Annotated in this window: 12 protein-coding genes and 6 tRNA genes; 13 read left to right on the top strand and 5 right to left on the bottom strand. The window is 64.5% G+C overall.

Annotated elements, in window-relative coordinates; genetic code table 11:
* Nucleotides 1-8 precede the first annotated feature (8 nt).
* Nucleotides 9-2,000: an alkyl/aryl-sulfatase gene (locus BLQ58_RS00945; protein WP_092594144.1), complete on the bottom strand. Its 1,992-nt coding sequence runs from the start codon at nt 1,998-2,000 to the stop codon at nt 9-11.
* Nucleotides 2,001-2,101: 101 nt separating this feature from the next.
* Between BLQ58_RS00945 and BLQ58_RS00940 the strand changes: the two genes are divergently transcribed.
* Nucleotides 2,102-3,001: a LysR family transcriptional regulator gene (locus BLQ58_RS00940; protein WP_092594143.1), complete on the top strand. Its 900-nt coding sequence runs from the start codon at nt 2,102-2,104 to the stop codon at nt 2,999-3,001.
* 85 nt (nt 3,002-3,086) lie between these two features.
* Here the strand turns inward: BLQ58_RS00940 and fabI are convergent, their stop codons facing one another.
* Nucleotides 3,087-3,869, bottom strand: a complete 783-nt coding sequence (fabI, locus tag BLQ58_RS00935; protein WP_092594142.1) for an enoyl-ACP reductase FabI — start codon at nt 3,867-3,869, stop codon at nt 3,087-3,089.
* Between the two features lie 214 nt (nt 3,870-4,083).
* Between fabI and BLQ58_RS00930 the strand changes: the two genes are divergently transcribed.
* The 5 genes from BLQ58_RS00930 to BLQ58_RS00910 all read left to right on the top strand — a co-directional run bounded on the left by BLQ58_RS00930 (nt 4,084) and on the right by BLQ58_RS00910 (nt 10,857).
* Nucleotides 4,084-5,970, top strand: a complete 1,887-nt coding sequence (locus BLQ58_RS00930; protein ID WP_092594141.1) for an extracellular solute-binding protein — start codon at nt 4,084-4,086, stop codon at nt 5,968-5,970.
* Between the two features lie 33 nt (nt 5,971-6,003).
* Nucleotides 6,004-7,053 carry a microcin C ABC transporter permease YejB gene (locus BLQ58_RS00925; RefSeq protein ID WP_092594140.1) on the top strand — a complete coding sequence of 350 codons (1,050 nt, stop codon included), beginning with the start codon at nt 6,004-6,006 and terminating at the stop codon, nt 7,051-7,053.
* Nucleotides 7,050-8,168 (top strand): ABC transporter permease, encoded by a 1,119-nt coding sequence (locus tag BLQ58_RS00920; protein WP_092594139.1) that lies wholly within the window; start codon nt 7,050-7,052, stop codon nt 8,166-8,168. Before BLQ58_RS00925 ends, BLQ58_RS00920 begins: the two co-directional genes overlap by 4 nt.
* Before the next feature lie 17 nt (nt 8,169-8,185).
* Nucleotides 8,186-9,835: an ABC transporter ATP-binding protein gene (locus tag BLQ58_RS00915; protein ID WP_092594530.1), complete on the top strand. Its 1,650-nt coding sequence runs from the start codon at nt 8,186-8,188 to the stop codon at nt 9,833-9,835.
* Nucleotides 9,836-10,182: 347 nt separating this feature from the next.
* On the top strand, nt 10,183-10,857 hold the full coding sequence (locus BLQ58_RS00910; protein WP_066734394.1) for a C40 family peptidase: 675 nt from the start codon (nt 10,183-10,185) through the stop codon (nt 10,855-10,857).
* A 194-nt stretch (nt 10,858-11,051) separates the two neighbouring features.
* On the opposite strand, the gene BLQ58_RS00905 is transcribed toward BLQ58_RS00910, so the two are convergent.
* Nucleotides 11,052-12,020 (bottom strand): patatin-like phospholipase family protein, encoded by a 969-nt coding sequence (locus BLQ58_RS00905; protein ID WP_092594138.1) that lies wholly within the window; start codon nt 12,018-12,020, stop codon nt 11,052-11,054.
* Between the two features lie 214 nt (nt 12,021-12,234).
* Here BLQ58_RS00905 and gltX point away from each other — a divergent pair, with 214 nt between their 5' ends.
* The 7 genes from gltX to BLQ58_RS00870 all read left to right on the top strand — a co-directional run bounded on the left by gltX (nt 12,235) and on the right by BLQ58_RS00870 (nt 14,713).
* Nucleotides 12,235-13,632, top strand: a complete 1,398-nt coding sequence (gene gltX / locus BLQ58_RS00900) for a glutamate--tRNA ligase (protein ID WP_092594137.1) — start codon at nt 12,235-12,237, stop codon at nt 13,630-13,632.
* A 206-nt stretch (nt 13,633-13,838) separates the two neighbouring features.
* Nucleotides 13,839-13,914, top strand: a tRNA-Ala gene (locus tag BLQ58_RS00895).
* Between the two features lie 8 nt (nt 13,915-13,922).
* Nucleotides 13,923-13,998 (top strand) — tRNA-Glu (locus BLQ58_RS00890).
* Nucleotides 13,999-14,067: 69 nt separating this feature from the next.
* Nucleotides 14,068-14,144 (top strand) — tRNA-Asp (locus BLQ58_RS00885).
* 168 nt (nt 14,145-14,312) lie between these two features.
* Nucleotides 14,313-14,388, top strand: a tRNA-Ala gene (locus BLQ58_RS00880).
* Nucleotides 14,389-14,498: 110 nt separating this feature from the next.
* Nucleotides 14,499-14,574, top strand: a tRNA-Glu gene (locus tag BLQ58_RS00875).
* A gap of 62 nt (nt 14,575-14,636) precedes the next feature.
* Nucleotides 14,637-14,713 (top strand) — tRNA-Asp (locus BLQ58_RS00870).
* Nucleotides 14,714-15,134: 421 nt separating this feature from the next.
* Here the strand turns inward: BLQ58_RS00870 and BLQ58_RS00865 are convergent.
* Nucleotides 15,135-16,520 carry an MATE family efflux transporter gene (locus BLQ58_RS00865; protein WP_092594136.1) on the bottom strand — a complete coding sequence of 462 codons (1,386 nt, stop codon included), beginning with the start codon at nt 16,518-16,520 and terminating at the stop codon, nt 15,135-15,137.
* Nucleotides 16,521-16,603: 83 nt separating this feature from the next.
* Entirely contained in the window at nt 16,604-18,388 is a 1,785-nt protein-coding gene (locus BLQ58_RS00860; protein WP_092594528.1) for an ArnT family glycosyltransferase, read from the bottom strand.
* Between the last annotated feature and the right edge of the window lie 72 nt (nt 18,389-18,460).

Here is an 18,460-nt window from a genome sequence, read left to right as displayed (position 1 = left end):
TGGGGGGCTTATTTCTGGAAGCCGTGCGGTGTCACGACATTGAAGTTCGGGTCGAACGTGTCGAGCATGCCGAACAAGCCTGCCACGGCCTGCGGATTGCCGTCTATCCGGACCGCGCCGGACTGCATGGCCTGCGGCAGCGTCAGCTGTTTCAGGCTGATCTGGTCCAGCGTGGCCTTGGTCAGCGTGACCGTGGCGGTGGGCTGCGCGTGCTGGGCCTCTGCCACGTAGGTCAGCGCGCTGTTGCGCAGCGTCATCGCATAGCGTTGCTTGAGATCGGTGAACTGCCAGTTCAGCGTCAGGGTCTTGCCGGCCGCCTTGTCGGCGTTCAGGCGGACCGCCAGGAAATCGAAGAAGTTGGGCACGCTCAGCGCGCGGACCAGGTCCGACGAACTGGTACCCGTGGTGGACGGCCTGGCGACGCCATCGCGCAATTCCTGGGCCCCGGTCAGATAGATATTGCGCCAGGTAGCGTTCTCGCTCTGGTAGCCCAGCTGCTCCAGCGCATCGGCCTGCAGCGCGCGGGCGGCGGCATTCGACGGATCGGCGAATACCAGTTCGTTGCCGATCTGGCTGACCCAGCGGTACTCGCCCCGCGCGTAGGCGTCGCGCAGGCGGGCCAGCACGGCGTCCGGGCCGCCCATCCATTCGATGGTCTTCCTCGCGGCCTGCTCGGGCGGCAGCGGATTCAGGTGGGCCGGGTTGCCGTCATAGAAGCCCAGGTATCGCTGGTACACCGCGCGCACGTTGTGGCTGACCGAACCGTAGTAGTCGCGCGCATACCATTTGCTGGCCAGCGGCTGCGGCAGGGTTTTTAGCTGATCGGCGATGTCCAGCGGCGTGTAGCCCTGGTTCATCAGGCGCAGCGCCTGATCGTTCAGGTACGCGTACATGTCGCGCTGGTCAGATAGCAATTCGACGATGCGCTCGCGGCCCCAGGTGGGCCAGTGATGCTGGCCGATCAGGACGTCGGTGCGCTCGCCGTAGCGCAGCAGCGCCTGACCCAGGAAGTACGACCAGCCTTTGGCATCGCGCACCTGCGCGCCGCGCAGCGTCAGCAGGTTGTGCTGGGTGCGCACGGCGTTCTCGGCAATGCACAGCGTGCGGAACTGCGGCAGGTAGACGTTCATCTCCGCCGGTGCCTCGGTGCCGGGCGTCAGCTGGAATTCGAAGTCCACGCCATCGATGCGCCGGCTCTCGATCGGCCGGGTGATCGACGACGTGGGCGCCAGCAGCGTCATGGTGCCGCGCGCCGTGGCCTTGCCCAGGCCGGTGTCCACCTGGCCCGTGGCGCTTTTCGGCAGCTGCGTGCCATACATGTACTGGGCGCGGCGGCTCATGGCGCTGCCGGCCAGCACGTTCTCGCTGACCGCTTCGTCCATGAAGCCGCTCGGCGCCAGGATATCCACCTTGCCGCTCTTCACATCGGCCTCGTTGACGATGCCGCGGACGCCGCCGAAGTGATCGACGTGGCTGTGGGTGTAGATCACGGCCACCACCGGCTTGCGGGGGCGGTGCGCGTAATACAGGTCCAGCGCGGCGCGGGCGGTCTCGGCGGTCAGCAGCGTATCGATCACGATCAGACCGGTATCGCCCTCGATGATGTTCATATTGGCGATGTCCGCGCCGCGCACCTGGTACACGCGGTCGGTGACCTTGAACAGGCCCGCTTCGTTGTTCAGTTGCGCCAGCCGCCACAGGCTGGGATTGACGGTGTTGGGCGCGTCCGCCGCCGATTCGAACGCGTAGGCGCCGAAATCCCACGCCACCTTGCCATCCGCGATCTTGATGGCCGACTCCGGAAAGCGCGCGACCAGCCCCCGACGGGCGTCCTCGAAATCGGCGCGATCCGAGAACGGCAGGCGGCGCAGCCATTCGGCATTCGATTGCTCGGTCAGCGGCGTGGCGGCGTTCGGGACAGCCGGCGTGGCCGAAGCGGCCGGTGCGGCGGGCAGGGCCAGAACGGCTGCGGCCAGCATGGCAGTGCGGGCAAGACGCATGGGAAATCGACTCCTCGGTTGGGCAAGGCATCCATTGAAAGCGCGCGGCACCTATAATTCAATTGCAAATTTAGTATCGCAGCAATGCGGACGACGCATATATGAATCTGAAACGGCTCGAACATCTGGTGGCAGTGGCCGAAGAAGGCTCGCTGGCCGCGGCCGCACGGCGCGTGCATCTGAGCCAGCCCGCGCTGACGCGCAGCATTCAGGCGCTGGAGGAAGAGGCCGGCGCGGTGCTGTTCGACCGTGGCGCCCGTGGCGTGACGCTGACCACCGTGGGCCGCATGGTGACCGAGCGCGCCCGGCGCATCCTGTTCGAGTCGGGCTGCCTGGCGCGCGACCTGGCGCTGGTGCGGCAGCACGAGATCGGCAGCGTGCAGATCGGGTTGGGCGCGTTCCCGGCGGCCATCCTGCTGCCCGAACTGCTCTGCCAGCTGCACCGGCAATGGCCGAAGCTGCGGATCACGACGGAGGTCAGCCATCCCGCCGCGTTGCTGGACGCCTTGCATGCCGAGCAGGTGGATTTCGTGGTGGTCGAGCACAGCACCGTGCCCACGGCCGCCGAACTGGAAGTGATACGGCTGCCTGCCGGCCCCGGCGGGGTCTATGCCCGGGCCGGGCATCCGCTGGCGGCAGGGCCGGTCAGCCTGGCTACGCTGCGCGCATCGGCGCTGGTATCGGTGGTCTTCCCGCCGGAAACCCACGAACGGCTGCGCAAGCTGCTGCGCTGCAAGCCGGGCGAGGCATTGCCGTTCCAGGTCGAAAGCAACGATTTTCGCGCGCTGACGCACCTCGTGCGGCATGGCGATGCGCTGCTGCTGGCGCCGGCGCGGGCCGTGCGCGAGGAACTGGTCGAAGCCGGCCGGCTCGTCGCGCTGGAGATCCCGGAGTTGCCCGAGATCACGATGCAGTTTGCGATCGTCCGGCTCGCGCAGCGGACGCTGTCGCCGGCTGCCGAGCGGGCCGTGGCCGTGATCGAAGCCATCGCGCGGACGTAACACCGCGCGGCGGCAAACAAAAAGCGCCTCAATGGGCGCTTTTCGAGGCGGCGGACCGGCGTGCCGCCTGTCAGGGTCTGGCTGCTTACTCTTCGACGGCCGTGCCGACGATGTTGTAGCCGCCGTCGACATAGGTGATCTCGCCGGTCACGCCGCTGGACAGGTCCGACAGCAGGAAGGCGGCCACGTTGCCGACTTCCTCGATCGTCACGTTGCGGCGCATCGGGGCCACGTCCTCGAAATGCTTGAGCAGCTTGCCGAAGTCCTTGATGCCGGATGCGGCCAGCGTCTTGATCGGGCCAGCGGAGATGCCGTTGGCACGAATGCCCTTGGGGCCCACGGCCGATGCCAGGTAGCGCACGCTGGCTTCCAGCGATGCCTTGGCCAGGCCCATCGTGTTGTAGTTGGGCACGACGCGTTCGGCGCCCAGGTACGTCAGCGTCAGCAGCGACGCCTTGTCGTTGAGCAGCGGCAGGGCAGCCTTGGCCAGCGCCGGGAAGCTGTAGGCCGAGATGTCATGCGCAATGCGGAAACCCTCGCGCGACAGGCCGTCGAGGAAGTCGCCGGCGATGGCTTCGCGCGGTGCAAAACCGATCGAATGCACCAGACCGTCGAATTTTTCCCAACGCTGCCCCAAAGCGGCGAACGTGGCGGCGATCTGTTCATCGCTGCTGACGTCGCATTCGAAGATCATGTCGGAGCCGAATTCCTTGGCGAAGTCCGTGATGCGGTCCTTGAAACGCTCGCCCACATAGGTGAAGGCCAGCTCGGCGCCTTCGCGCTTGCAGGCCGACGCAATGCCGTAGGCGATGGAACGGTTCGAAAGCAAGCCCGTGATCAGGATCCGCTTACCTGCCAGAAATCCCATAAATTCTCCAGATTGTTTGTGGGGGACGGGCATGCTTCATGCACTGGCCCGTGTCCGGTGCGTGGCGGGGAGGCAATCCCCGCTGTTTGTTGCGCCGCGTAGAGGGAATGTCCGGATGGTTGGGCGCCACCCGAACGCATGTAAAATTGTCGCACAACTTCGCCCGGCCACAAGCCGCCGGGCCGTCTCGGGCATTGTGGAGGTCTGCAACCGGATGCTGATTCATGCACGTTGGCCGCGTCTGGCGGCAGGGCAGTGCTTCCGTCGACGCGCGGTAGTGCAATGGGCGCTGGCACTGTTGACCGTGCTGGGTTCGGGTTTTCCCGCATTGGGCTATTGCGCGCACGGCTTTGCGCTCCACGGTGATCTCAAGTATCCGCCGGATTTTGGCCAGTTTGACTACGTCAACGCCGATGCGCCGCAGGGCGGCACGCTGACGCTGGCCAATCCCGACCGCCGCACCAGCTTCGACAAGTTCAATCCGTTCACGCTGAAGGGCACGTCCGCGCCGGGCCTGACCTCGCTGATGTTCGAGACGCTGCTGATCAGCAGCGCCGACGAGACCGCCAGCGCCTATGGCCTGCTGGCGGACGACGTGACGGTGGCTCCCGACCAGCTCTCGGTCACCTTCCGTATCCGGCGCGAGGCCCGCTTCGTCAATGGCGATCCGGTGCTGGCCGCCGACGTCAAGTATTCCTACGACATGCTGATGAGCAAGGCCGCCAGTCCGGGCTACCGCAGCATGTGTACCGACGTGAAGGCCGTGGTGGTGACCGGCGAACGCTCGATCCGCTTTGACTTCAAGCAGCGCAACGCCGAATTGCCGCTGATCGTTGGCCAGTTGCCCGTGTTCTCGAAGAAATGGACGGCCAAGGTGCCGTTCGAGAAGCTGACCTTCGAAGATCCGATTACCAGCGGCCCGTACAAGATCGAACGCTACGACGCCGGCCGCGGCATCGTATTCCAGCGAGATCCGAACTACTGGGGCAAGAACCTGAACGTGCGGCGCGGCACGTTCAACTTCAATCGCGTGGTCTACCGGCTGTACAAGGACGAGACCGCCAAGCTGGAGGCGTTCAAGGCTGGCGAGTTCGATGCCATCGTCGAATACCGGTCGAAAAACTGGGCCAAGAGCTATGTCGGCACCAAGTTCCGGGACGGCAGCCTGATCAAGACCGAATTTCCGCACCGCAACGGCGCCGGCATGCAGGGCTTCGTCATGAATATGCGCAAGCCGATGTTCCAGGACGTGCGCGTACGCCAGGCCCTGATCCTGGCGCTGGACTTCGAATGGCTGAATCGCCAGTTGTTCTATGGTGCCTACAAGCGGCTCGACAGCTGGTTCTCCAACAGCGAACTGGCCGCCAGCGCCACCTTCGACGGTCGGCCCGGGGCTGGCGAGCTGAAGCTGCTGGAGCCCTTGCGCGCCCAGTTGCCGGCGGAAGTGTTCGGGCCCGACGTGGTGCAGCCCAGCACCAATGCGCCCCGGTCGCTGCGGGACAACCTGCGCGACGCGCGGCGCCTGCTGGCGCAGGCCGGCTGGACCTACGAGGATGGTGCGCTGCGCAACGCCAAGGGCGAGCCGATGGTGTTCGAATTCCTCGATGACGGGGGCGCCATGAGCCGGGTCATCACGGCCTACGTGCGCAACCTGGAAAAGCTCGGCATCGAGGTGCACCAGCGCACCACCGACTTTGCCCTGTACCAGAAGCGGCTGGAGGATTTCGACTTCGACATGGTGTCGATCCGCTTCCCGGACTCGCAGAGTCCCGGCAACGAGCTGCGCGACCGTTTTTCGGCCGAAGCGGCCGGCATGCCCGGATCGGACAACCTGTTCGGCCTGAAGTCGCCGGCGGTGGACAAGCTCGTGGACGCCGTGCTGCACGCCGAAACCCGCGACGAACTGATCACGGCGGGCCGCGCGCTGGACCGCGTGCTGATGCACGGCTATTACATCGTGCCGAACTGGTACAGTGCTTTCCATCGTGTGTCGTACCGCAAGGAACTGGCGTATCCGACCCGCCTGCCTTACTTCTACACGGCGGAGGGCTGGATTCTCTCAAGCTGGTGGCGCAAGGACCTGGCGCCGAAGACCCAGTAACCCAGTCTTCAGTCATCCCCACTCGGACGGCCAATGCTTGCCTATCTGCTGAAGCGCATCCTGCTGATGATCCCGACGCTGGTCGGGGTGGTGACGCTTACCTTTGTCGTGATCCAGTTCGTGCCCGGCGGCCCGGTCGAGCAGATGATGCTCGAGATGAAAGGCCGTGGCGGCGGAGGCGAAGCCAGCGGCGGCGGGGCGGAATACCGTGGCCGGCGCGGCGTGGACCCCGACAAGATCAAGGAAATCCAGGCGCTCTACGGCTTCGACAAGCCGCCGCTGGAACGCTATTTCATGATGCTCAAGCGGTTTGCCCAGTTCGATCTGGGCCAGAGCTACTTCCAGCACCGCAGTGTCTGGGAGCTCGTCAAGTCGAAGATGCCCGTATCGATCAGCCTGGGGCTCTGGACATTCTTTCTGACTTATCTCATATCGGTGCCGCTCGGCATCTCCAAGGCGATCCGGGCGGGCAGCCGGTTCGACGTCATCAGCAGCATGATCGTGCTGGTGGGCTATGCCATCCCTGGTTTTGTGCTGGGCGTGCTGCTGCTGGTGCTGTTCGGCGGCGGCACCTTCGTGCAGTGGTTCCCGCTGCGCGGGCTGACTTCCGACGACTGGGACCAGCTGTCGCTGATGGGCAAGGTCATGGACTACCTGTGGCACCTGGTGCTCCCGATCACGGCGTCCGTGGTCGGCAGTTTCGCCGTGGTGACGATGCTGACCAAGAACGCCTTCCTCGAAGAAATCCGCAAGCAGTACGTGCTGACGGCCCGCGCCAAGGGTTTGTCGGAGCGCCGCGTGCTGTGGAAGCACGTATTCCGCAACGCCCTGATCCCGCTGGTCACGGGTTTCCCGGCCGCCTTCATCGGCGCGTTCTTCACGGGTTCGCTGCTGATCGAGACGCTGTTCTCGCTCGACGGGCTGGGGCTGCTGTCCTATGAGGCCGTGCTGCGCCGCGATTATCCGGTGGTGCTGGGCACGCTGTACCTGTTCACGCTGATCGGGCTGGTGACGCGCCTGATCTCCGATGTCTGCTACGTCATGGTGGATCCGCGCATACATTTCGAGGGGATGCACCGATGAAAGCTGCCGCCAAGAACGGCCTGCCGCATTCGCTGTCGCCGCGCCAGCGCGCCTGGCAGCGTTTTCGCCGCAACCGGCTGGGCTACTGGAGCCTGGTGCTGTTCGTGATCGTCTTTGTCGTCAGCATGGGCGCCGAACTGCTGTCGAGCGACCGGCCGCTGCTGGTGCGCTACAAGGGCGAGTACTACTTCCCGATCGTCAAGACGTATCCCGAAACCACGTTCGACGGCGATTTCCCGACGCGGGCCGACTACCTGGACCCGTTCATCCGGGACCGGATCACGTCGAATGGTAACTTCGCCATTTATCCGCCGAATCGTTATTCCTACGATTCGATCAACTATTTCGCCAAGGAGCCGAACCCGGCACCGCCGTCTGCCGACAACTGGCTGGGTACCGACGACCGCGGCCGCGACGTGCTGGCGCGTCTGCTCTACGGTTTCCGGGTGTCGGTGCTGTTCGGCATGGCCCTGACGGTGATTGGCGTGCTGATCGGTACGCTCACCGGGGCGCTGATGGGGTTCTTCGGCGGCCGCTTCGACCTGTTTTCGCAGCGTGCCATCGAGATCTGGAGCTCGATGCCCGAGCTTTACCTGCTGATCATTTTCGCGTCGATCTTCGAGCCGAGCCTGGCGCTGCTGATCATCCTGCTGTCGCTGTTCGGCTGGATGGGCCTGTCCGACTACGTGCGCGCCGAGTTCTACCGCAACCGGTCGCTCGACTACGTCAAGGCCGCCCGGGCGCTGGGCCTGTCGAACGTGCAGATCATGTGGCGCCATATCCTGCCGAACAGCCTGACGCCGGTGATCACGTTCCTGCCATTCCGCATGAGCGCGGCCATCCTGGCGCTGACCAGCCTCGACTTCCTGGGCCTGGGCGTGCCGCCGACCACCCCGAGCCTGGGCGAACTGCTGGCGCAGGGCAAGGCCAACCTGGACGCCTGGTGGATTTCGCTGTCGACGTTTGCGGTGCTGGTGGTGACGTTGCTGCTGCTCACGTTCATGGGCGATGCCCTGCGTGATGCATTCGACACGCGGCTGGGCCTGGCCCACTTGCGCGGCAGGGTGGAGCCGAAGATGCCGCCCGGCGGCGCGGCGGCGGAGGCTACGTCATGAACTCCGCGAATCCCGCCATGGCGGTGAATCCGGTGTTTCCGGACCCCGTGGACATCCCGGAGCCCGGCACCAAGCTGATGTGCGTGGATCATCTGTCCGTCACCTTCGGCGAAGGCGAACACGCCACGCGCGCGGTGCGCGATGTCAGCTTCGACCTGCGTGCAGGCGAACGCTATGCGCTGGTAGGCGAGTCCGGCTCCGGCAAGACCGTGACGGCGCTGGCCATGCTGCGGCTGGTGGAAGATGCGCGCTACCAGGGCGCCATCCGCTTCGAGGGCAAGGACCTGCTGCAGGTATCCGATCGCGAGATGCGCGGCATCCGCGGGTCCGAGATCGCGATGATCTTCCAGGAGCCGATGACCGCACTGAACCCGCTCTATACGATCGGCAACCAGATCGTGGAGACGCTGGCGCTGCATGAGGGCCTGGACCGCCGCGCGGCACGCGACCGCGCCATCGCGCTGCTGGAGCGCACCGGCATCAGTGACGCGGCCAACCGCTTCAACAGCTTTCCGCACCAGTTGTCCGGCGGGCAGCGCCAGCGCGCGATGATCGCCATGGCGCTGGCCTGTCGCCCCAAGCTGCTGCTGGCCGACGAGCCGACCACGGCGCTCGACGTCACGATCCGCGCCCAGATCCTGGACCTGCTGCGCAGCCTGCAGGCCGAATTCGGCATGGCGGTGATGCTGATCACGCACGACCTGAACATGGTGCGCGCGTTCGCGCAGCGGGTCGGCGTGATGGAAAAGGGCGTGCTGGTCGAAACAGGCGAGACCGCCGAGGTCTTTGCCAACCCGCATCATCCATACACCCGCAAGCTGATCGACAGCCGGCCCCGGCGCGAGGTGCTGCCGCTGGTGCCGCTGGCGCCGGTGCTGCTGGAGACCGACGCGCTGTGTGTGAACTATCACAAGAAGCGGGCCGGTATTGCCGGCTGGTTCGGCAAGGAGGCATTTGCGGCGGTCAAGGACGTCACGCTGCAACTGCGCGAGGGCGAAACCGTGGGCATCGTGGGCGAATCGGGGTCGGGCAAGACCACGCTGGCGCACGCCGTGCTGGCGCTCCAGCGCAAGAGCAGTGGAGCGATCCAGTTCCTGGGGCGCAGTTTCGACGCATGCTCGCAGAAAGAACGCAGCGCGCTGCGCAAGCGCATGCAGGTGGTGTTCCAGGACCCGTTCGGCTCGTTGTCTCCGCGCATGACGATCGAACAGATCGTGGGCGAGGGGCTGGCGCTGCATCAGCCCGGCCTGACGAAGGAAGCCATGCGCGAGCGTGTGATTGAGGCTCTGCGCGAGGTGGGCCTGGACCGCACGGCGCTGGGCCGCTATCCGCACGAATTCTCTGGAGGGCAGCGCCAGCGCATTGCCATCGCGCGCGTGCTGATCCTGAAGCCGCAGGTGCTCGTGCTGGATGAGCCGACTTCTGCACTTGATGTGTCGATCCAGCAGCAGGTGCTGGCGCTGCTGTCACAGCTGCAACATAAGTACAACCTCAGCTATCTGTTCATCAGCCACGATCTGGCCGTGATTCGTGCGATGGCGCACCGAGTCATCGTCATGAAAAACGGTGAAGTGGTGGAATCAGGCGAGACGGAAACCGTACTCGGCGCGCCGCAGCATCCGTATACAAGAAAGCTGATGGCCGCGGCGCAGTTGGGTGCGGCCTGAATGATGTGCATCGCAGCACGCCTTGTCACGCCGAAGTAACACGGAATCCTTATAGCGATTCCGAGAAACAGAATACGTTTTTCGCGCTAATTCCTTGATTTGGCGGCGCTTTGCGGGAAAGTTGTAACCATCTTTGACACGTCAAGGGTGCGTACTTTACTATCCCGCGATAAGTTTTGTCGGGGGTGGTTCGTCCGCCGCATGCAGGCCTTGGGGAAGGTCGATGTTGCACGCGGCAGGTGCAGTCGCGCTGGCGTACTTCTTGCGTACGTTCCGCCCTGATGTTTTCACGCTGTCCGGCTTTGTCTGATTTGCCGGTCAGATTTATCCGATCATCAGGAGAACCAATGCAAACGGTACTTCATTCCCTTGCGCGCGCCGCTATCGGAATTGCCATTGCCTGCGGTGCGACTGTGTCGAATGGAGTGCTGGCGGATACGGTGTTCAAGGACCCCGACGCCCGGATCGAAGCCCGCGTTGACGCGGATGCGCATCCGGAAGGCAAGCGTGGCTTGCTGTCGTCGGTGATGAACTCCACCAGCAACGTCGCCAGCAAGGCTGGCGACCTGGTCATGAACGCGTTGGGCCTGATTGGCGTGCGTTATCGCTTCGGCGGTAACAGCCCCGAATCGGGTCTGGACTGCAGCGGCTTTGTCCGCTACGTGTTCAACGACACCTTCGGCTTCATGCTGCCGCGCCGTTCCGTCGAAATGAGCCAGGTGGGCACCACCGTGGCGGTCAACGAGCTGCGTCCGGGCGATCTCGTGTTCTTCAATACGATGCGCCACACGTTCTCGCACGTTGGCATCTACATCGGCGACAACAAGTTCGTGCACGCGCCGTCCACCGGCAGCAAGATCCGCGTTGACGACATGCGTGCGTCATACTGGGTCACGCGCTACAACGGCGCCCGCCGCATCGACGATTCGGCCCGTGGTTCGGTCGAAAACACGGGCAGCATGATCGAGACGCTCAAGCGTTTCGACCCCAATGCCCAGGGCCGTACGATGTTCGGTGGCTGACGCATCGTACGCGCAAGCCATAAGGACTGCCTCGGCAGTCCTTTTTTGTTGCCTGTTACCGCCATGTCTTAAGACAAATACCCCACCAAAGGGTGACATCCTCTGTCATCGTCGGTGACGATTTCTGTCAGGCGCGGCGATCCATGTGACAGGACATGTGACAACCGACGGACGGCAACCGTCCTGCCGCCGTCCTATTGGATTGCAATCGTGCCCGCCTGCGCGGGACGCAGCCGCGCCGCCGCCAGCTTCTCACGCAGCGCGCCGATCACCGCCGACGTGGCCTGCTCGCCGGCCAGGATGGCCCGGTTGCGCGAGGCAAAGTCGCTGCCGCCCATGTCGGGCAGGTCGGGGCGGATGACGATGTCGGCCCGCGACAGCGCCATGCGGTTGATCGACTGGCCCATGATCGCGGTGGTCTGCAGCAGCACGCCGCTCTGGCCGTTGTTCTTCTGGCTGGACGGATCGGCGGAGATATTCACGGCGATCACGAAGTCGGCACCCATCTCGCGCGCCGCGTCCACCGGCACGGGTTCGACCAGGCCGCCATCGACGTAATCGTGGCCGGCGATCGACACCGGCTGGAACACACCCGGCACGCTGCTGGACGCACGTACGGCCTGGCCCGTATTGCCGCGCCGGAATACGATGCGCTCGCCGGTCTTCAGGTCGGTGGCAACGATGCCCAGCGGCAGCTTCATGGCCTCGATGGGCCGGTTCTTGACCAGTCGGTTGACATAGTTCTGCAGCGCCTCGCCCTTGAGCCAGCCGCCAAACCTTGTGCCGAAGGGCAGGGCCCAGTCGGCGATGGCCGCTTCGTCCATCGTCAGCGCCAGCTTGTTGAGCTGAAAGCCGTCCATGCCGGTGGCATAGAGCGCCGCCACCACCGAACCCGCGCTGGTGCCCGTGACGATATCGGCATGAATGCCCTGGGCTTCCAGCGCCTTGATGACGCCGATGTGGGCGAAGCCGCGTGCGGCGCCGCCACCCAGGGCCAGGCCTATCCGGATGGGCCGCGGCGGCGTGGCGACGGGCGGCACGGCGGCCGTGGTGGGCGTAGTGGGCGTAGTTGGGGTGGAGGCCGGGGTGGTCGGCTTCGGGCCGAACGCGCAGCCTGCCAGCAGCATGGCCGCCGCGGCGCCAAGGAAATGTCGTCGTTGCATCGAGGTGGAAACTAATGCGGAAGTGATGTGCCGGGCATCGGCAGGCGCGCATCGCGTCACCGGATGTGCGCGGCCTGGATTCAGACCGGTGGCAAGCATAAATGATTCCGCAGCCAGTCCGGAATCGGGCAGGGCGTATAATGCAGCGTTCAGAAGTTCAGCGAAATCCGGCCTGCGCGCATCCGTGCGTGGGCTTTTTTGTTTCTCCCCGACCATGACACAACGCGTCCGCACCCGCTTCGCGCCGAGCCCGACCGGCTTCATCCACCTAGGCAACATCCGCTCCGCGCTCTATCCGTGGGCATTTGCCCGCCGCATGAAGGGCGACTTCATCCTGCGCATCGAGGATACCGACGTCGAGCGGTCTTCCGAGGAAGCGGTGGATGTGATCCTGGAAAGCATGGCCTGGCTGGACCTCGATATCGACGAGGGCCCGTTCTACCAGATGCAGCGCATGGACCGGTATCGCCAGGTTGTGCGCGAGATGCTGGACAACGGCATGGCCTACCACTGCTACATGAGCACCGAGGAACTGGACGCGCTGCGCGAAGCCCAGCGCGCGGCCGGCGAAAAGCCGCGCTACAACGGTTTCTGGCGCCCGGAGCCGGGCAAGGTACTGCCCGAGCCGCCGGCCGGCGTGCAGCCCGTGGTGCGATTCAAGAATCCGCTAGGCGGCAGCGTGGTGTGGGACGACGCCGTGAAGGGTCGCATCGAGATCTCGAACGAAGAGCTCGATGACCTGGTGATCGCCCGCCCCGACGGCACGCCGACGTACAACTTCTGCGTGGTGATCGACGACCTCGACATGAAGATCACGCACGTGATCCGTGGCGACGACCACGTCAACAACACGCCGCGCCAGATCAACATCATCCGCGCGCTGGGTGGTCAAGAGCCGGTGTACGCCCACCTGCCGACCGTGCTGAACGAGCAGGGCGAGAAGATGAGCAAGCGTCACGGCGCGATGCCCGTCACCGGCTACCGCGACGAGGGCTACCTGCCCGAGGCCGTGCTGAACTACCTGGCGCGGCTGGGCTGGTCGCACGGCGACGCCGAGATCTTCACGCGCGAACAGTTCGTGGAATGGTTCGACCTGGATCACCTGGGCAAGTCGCCGGCGCAGTACAACCCGGAAAAGCTGGCCTGGCTGAACAACCACTACATCAAGACTGGCGACAATGCGCGGCTGGCCGACCTGACGCGTCCGTTCATCGAGGCGCTGGGCGGTACGGTGGAAGGCGTGGACCTGGTTGGCGTGGTCGCGCTGGTCAAGGACCGTGCAAACACGCTGAAGGAAGTGGCGCAGACCGCGATGCTGTTCTATCGCGGTGAGCCGCAGGCCGACGCGGCGCTGAAGGCGGAGCACCTGACCGACGAGATCCGGCCGGCGCTGCAGGCGCTGGCCACGCAGCTGGGCGCATTGCCCGAGTGGAAGCGCGAAGCCATCAACGCCACGTTCAAGGCCGTGCTGGCCGAGTTCGGGCTGAAGATGCCCAAGTTGGCCATGCCGGTGCGCCTGCTGGTGGCAGGGCAGCTGCAAACGCCGAGCATCGACGCCGTGCTGGAGCTGTTCGGTCGCGATACGGTGCTGCGTCGCCTGGGCGCCGCATAAAAATGTGCAGAAATGTCTCGGCGGGGCTTGCGCTCAGGCCGAGACTTCAGCATAATCTCGTTCTCCCTGCTGCACGACGCAAGTCAAGCAGCCCGGTTGAAAAGCCGGAAAAAGGGACTTGCAAAAGATGGTGATTGATTTATAATCGCCGCTTCGCCGGAAAGCAGTAAATCTGGCGGCAAGCAGTAGTAAATGGCAGTAACTATGGGGCTATAGCTCAGCTGGGAGAGCGCTTGCATGGCATGCAAGAGGTCAGCGGTTCGATCCCGCTTAGCTCCACCAAAGTTTCTGTCCCCTTCGTCTAGAGGCCTAGGACATCACCCTTTCACGGTGAGTACAGGGGTTCGAATCCCCTAGGGGACGCCAGATGTTGGACGTAACCATGCGTCCAGTTGGCTGTCCGGAGCGAAGCTTCGGGTGGCAACCGCAAAAAACGGAGCGGTAGTTCAGTTGGTTAGAATACCGGCCTGTCACGCCGGGGGTCGCGGGTTCGAGCCCCGTCCGCTCCGCCAGACTGAGCCCGCTTGGGTGAAACCAAGCGGGTTTTTATTTGGGTGAGAGGTGATTATCTGATAATCACTTTTCGATTTACCCGAAGCGAATGTTGTCAGCTTCGAAAAATCAAAATATAATCGCGGTCTCGCAAGTCGCTGCGATTATAAGCAGTACCGGAAGTATTCGGGGCTATAGCTCAGCTGGGAGAGCGCTTGCATGGCATGCAAGAGGTCAGCGGTTCGATCCCGCTTAGCTCCACCAAGAATTCGAAGCCACTGATGCAGTAAAAAGTTGCTTCAAGTTGCGAAAATTCTGGTAGAATGCCGGACTTCGCAGCAAACGACGGAAGACGTTGCTTGCAACAGATTTCTGTCCCCTTCGTCTAGAGGCCTAGGACATCACCCTTTCACGGTGAGTACAGGGGTTCGAATCCCCTAGGGGACGCCAAACAGCCGGGCGTAATCAAACGCCTAGCGGTTAGCCGGGATTCCCGGGTAACAGCAGAAAACGGAGCGGTAGTTCAGTTGGTTAGAATACCGGCCTGTCACGCCGGGGGTCGCGGGTTCGAGCCCCGTCCGCTCCGCCAATTTTAAAAAAGCCTGCGCAAGCAGGCTTTTTTTTCGTCCATGAGGAGCGGAGGGAGCTGCCTGCGCAGCTCTCGGCGGGGCGAGAAGGGATTCGCTTGCAAGCGAATCCGCGGCCTGCGGGATGTAGGCGAGCCCCGTCCGCTCCGCCAATTTTAAAAAAGCCTGCGCAAGCAGGCTTTTTTTTTCGTCCATGAGGAGCGGAGGGAGCTGCCTGCGCAGCTCCCGGCGGGGCGAGAAGGGATTCGCTTACAAGCGAATCCGCGGCCTGCGGGATGTAGGCGAGCTCCGTCCGCTCCGTCAATGTTAAAAAAGCCTGCGCAAGCAGGCTTTTCTTTTCGTCTCCACGAGCTTCACGCAGCCAAAAAGAAAGCCTGCACAGGGCAGGCCTTCCTGGTAGTCAGATCCGGAGAGGCAGGACGATCACAGCGCCTTGACCGGCTCCGCGTGCGAATCCGCCGCCTTTACCCGGCTCACCTGCCTGAAGTACCGCACCAGAAGCGTTCCGGCGATGGCCAGGCTGATGCTGTTGGCCATCCAGAATCCGGCTGCGCCGCGGGTGAAGGCCGGCATGGCGTCGATCAGGCCGAAACCCAGCACGTAGCCGCCACCGAGCCCCACACCCCATAGCGAGCCCGCGTAGATCAGCGTTGGAATCAATGCGATCTTGTATGCGCGGAGGATGAACGCACTCATCACCTGGATGGCGTCGAAAGCCTGGTAGAAAGCCACGAAGAGCATCAGCGGCAGGGCCTTGGCGACTACGGCCGGGTCCTTGGCGTAGGCATGGAGCAGCGGCTCGCGAAATAGCCACAGCAACGCGCCCGTGGCCAGTGCCAGGCTGGCGCCAAAACGGATGCCGCGCCAGCCGATGCGTCGTGCGCCGCGCATGTCGCGGGCGCCAATGGCCTGCGCCACCAGCGTGGACGTGGCAATCGACAGCGACAGCGGCATCATGTACGCCACCGCGCTCAGGTTGGCGATGATCTGATGACCGGCCAGCGTTTCGGTGCCGAGCCGCGTAATAAAGATCGACATTAGCGTGAACGAGGTAATCTCGATCAGGTAGGTCAATCCCATCGGCACGCCGAGCCGCAGCAGCGGGCGGATGCGATCCCAACGGGGCCATTCCCAGCGCGCAAAGATCGCCAGCGGCTGGTAGGCCGCCCCGAGCCGCAGGATGGCCAGCCCTGACAGGCACCACGTCCAGGTGATCAGCGTGGACGCCAGCGCGCACCCAGGGCCGCCCATCGCCGGAACGCCAAAACCGCCGTGGATGAACCAGGCATTGAGCGGCACCTTGAGCATCAGGCCGGCGATCTGCAGCACGGTGACCATGATCGGCCGCGACAGCGCATTGTTCAGCGCCATGTAAATGCGGAACGCCAGCCCCGCGGGCAGGCCGAACGCCACGATATGCAGGTAGCGCGACGCCTTGTCCACCAGCTCAGGCGGCGCCTGGGCGAAAGTCAGCAGTGGACCGGGGAACAGCAACAGCAGCATCCCGGGAATGGCCAGCGCCAGGCCCAGCCACGCGGCCTGCCGGACTTCGACGCCAATCTCGGCGGTGCGCCCGGCGCCGTACAGTTGGCCGGCGATCGGCGCAAGCGCCTGGAGCACACCCATCAGGCTGATATAGACGGTGACGTAGATCGAGCCGCCCAGCCCGACCGCTGCCAGATCGGCGGCAGAGGCCCGGCCAGCCATGATGGTGTCCGTGACGCCGAAGGCGATTACGGCCAGTTGCCCGACCAGTACCGGGGCGGCAAGGTGAACGATGCGACGAAGATCCTGCAGCGCGCTGCTCATCGTGGAAGGTGTGTTGGGGGCGCACCCGGCGCGGGGCCGGGTCGGCGTTCGCGGGCGGCCGGCCGCCCGCGTGTTGGAAGGGACTATTGCCGTGGCAGACGGCGTCGCGCCGGGGCCTGCACGGGCTTGGCCTGCGACGTATCGACCAGTCGATACAGGCGGAACCGCTCATCACGGTCAGCCGGGCGCCGGCCTTCCCAGATCAGGCGCCATTCGAAGTGCGAGACATTGCTTGGCGCGCCATAGTCCACGGCATCGTGGCGCAGCAGCACGTCGCAGCCGTCCCCGGGGCCGCCGAAGCGGATATTGCCGAAGTACGCAAACGACGCGAGCTGCGCATCGCCCATGCGAATCGGCTGCACGCATTCGTAAGTGGGCGGCAGCGCCATCGCGGCGGCTTTTGCCACGTCGCGGTAGGTCTTGCCGTAGTTGATCGACGGCAGCCACAGCGTCATGGCCATGACCCACATCAGGGTGGTGCCGGCGGCCGAGATCACCACCGGGCGCCAGATCTGCTTGGGCGCGCGCGACAGCCGCCAGCGCACGACCAGCACCCACGCGACCGTGGCGGCCAGCGCGATGACAACGGCGCTGATCGTAAACGTGTGCTCGAAGCCAGGAATCTGCCGGAACACGTTGTTGGCCACCTTTGGCGGCCAGCCGGTGGTCTTGGCGATCCACATGAACCACACCGTGCCGCCGAAAATCGTGAAGAAGAGCAGGGCGAACCAGTCCACCGCGTTGATCGCCGCGCGCGGCAGCGTGGGCAGCGCGAATGCAGCCAGGATGGCCATCGGCGGCAGCAGCAGGATGAACTGCACGTCGCCTGGGCTGCGTTGCAGCACCAGCAGCAGGAACAGCATGCCGAGGATGGCCAGTGGCAGCGCCACATGCGGCGCACGTCGCATGCCGCGCCACGACAGCCACGCGAAGGCCGCGATCGGCCAGACCGGCCAGGCGAACAGCAGGAAGTTGCGCGCGATAAATCCGGCGGTGGGCAGCGTCGGCAGGCCGTAAGTGCGACGATCGTAGCGCGCCCACTCCCGGATATAGGTCACGCCGTCTTCGGTGACGGTCGCGCCCAGGTAGACCACGACCATCCAGGCGGCAACCAGCGCCAGTGCGACGGGCACGCCGATGGCCAGCAATCGCTTCGACGGCACCGGCGTCGAGATGGCCCCGGCGATCAGCGCCGCCGCCAGCAGCGCCGCGGCCAGAATCGGGCCGCTGGCCATGCACAGCGCAGCCAGGCCCACGCCGAACCAGAGGCTGCCCTGAACCGGCTTGTCCAGGCTGCGCACCATGCCGTACAGCATGAAGGCGATAAAGCAGACCTGGCCAACCTGCGCGGTGGTTTCGTGGCCGCGCACGGCCAGGCCCACGCAGGCCAGGAAAATCAGCAGCGCACCGTCAGCCAGCGCGCGACCGTAGGAGCGTGCGTCGGGCTGGCCGCCAAAGGCAAAGGCAAATGGCTGGACTTCGTCGCGGCGACCCAGCAGGTAGGTCGAATACCAGATAAAGGCGCAGGTGGCGAAGTAGAACAACGCCGTCGCCAGGCGGGACGCGTCCGGGGCGCCGAGCCAGCCGCCAAACAGGCGGATCATCAGGCCGCCAACCCAGTACACCAGCGGGCCGTCCTCGCTGAACGGGCGGCCCACGATATTGGGCATCAGCCAGTCCTGCAGGTTGCCCGAGCCTAGCTGCCACATCACGCCGAATCCCGCGGCGTCCTCGTTCTTCCATGGATCGCGGCCGAACAGGCCGGTCAGTCCGTAGATGATGCAGATCGCCAGCAGCAGATAGCGCGGCAGCGCGCCGGTGGCGGCGGCGGTCAGGTGGACGGGAGAGGTCTTGGTGGCTTGGGACATCGGCGGAAAATCGGGGTAGCCCTGGATGAACGTGCGCGAAACGCTATTGTGGGCCACAAATGCAAAGAGGCA

This window comes from Ralstonia sp. 25mfcol4.1 (assembly GCF_900104095.1).
Taxonomy (GTDB): Bacteria; Pseudomonadota; Gammaproteobacteria; order Burkholderiales; family Burkholderiaceae; genus Cupriavidus.
This window is presented reverse-complemented; position numbering and strand designations above follow the sequence as displayed.

Excerpts from the sequence above, each read along its gene's own strand:
- BLQ58_RS00945 (WP_092594144.1), bottom strand. The coding sequence starts at position 2,000 with ATGCGTCTTGCCCGCACTGCCATGCTGGCCGCAGCCGTTCTGGCCCTG.
- BLQ58_RS00940 (WP_092594143.1), top strand. The coding sequence starts at position 2,102 with ATGAATCTGAAACGGCTCGAACATCTGGTGGCAGTGGCCGAAGAAGGC.
- fabI (WP_092594142.1), bottom strand. The coding sequence starts at position 3,869 with ATGGGATTTCTGGCAGGTAAGCGGATCCTGATCACGGGCTTGCTTTCG.
- BLQ58_RS00930 (WP_092594141.1), top strand. The coding sequence starts at position 4,084 with ATGCTGATTCATGCACGTTGGCCGCGTCTGGCGGCAGGGCAGTGCTTC.
- BLQ58_RS00925 (WP_092594140.1), top strand. The coding sequence starts at position 6,004 with ATGCTTGCCTATCTGCTGAAGCGCATCCTGCTGATGATCCCGACGCTG.
- BLQ58_RS00920 (WP_092594139.1), top strand. The coding sequence starts at position 7,050 with ATGAAAGCTGCCGCCAAGAACGGCCTGCCGCATTCGCTGTCGCCGCGC.
- BLQ58_RS00915 (WP_092594530.1), top strand. The coding sequence starts at position 8,186 with ATGGCGGTGAATCCGGTGTTTCCGGACCCCGTGGACATCCCGGAGCCC.
- BLQ58_RS00910 (WP_066734394.1), top strand. The coding sequence starts at position 10,183 with ATGCAAACGGTACTTCATTCCCTTGCGCGCGCCGCTATCGGAATTGCC.
- BLQ58_RS00905 (WP_092594138.1), bottom strand. The coding sequence starts at position 12,020 with ATGCAACGACGACATTTCCTTGGCGCCGCGGCGGCCATGCTGCTGGCA.
- gltX (WP_092594137.1), top strand. The coding sequence starts at position 12,235 with ATGACACAACGCGTCCGCACCCGCTTCGCGCCGAGCCCGACCGGCTTC.
- BLQ58_RS00865 (WP_092594136.1), bottom strand. The coding sequence starts at position 16,520 with ATGAGCAGCGCGCTGCAGGATCTTCGTCGCATCGTTCACCTTGCCGCC.
- BLQ58_RS00860 (WP_092594528.1), bottom strand. The coding sequence starts at position 18,388 with ATGTCCCAAGCCACCAAGACCTCTCCCGTCCACCTGACCGCCGCCGCC.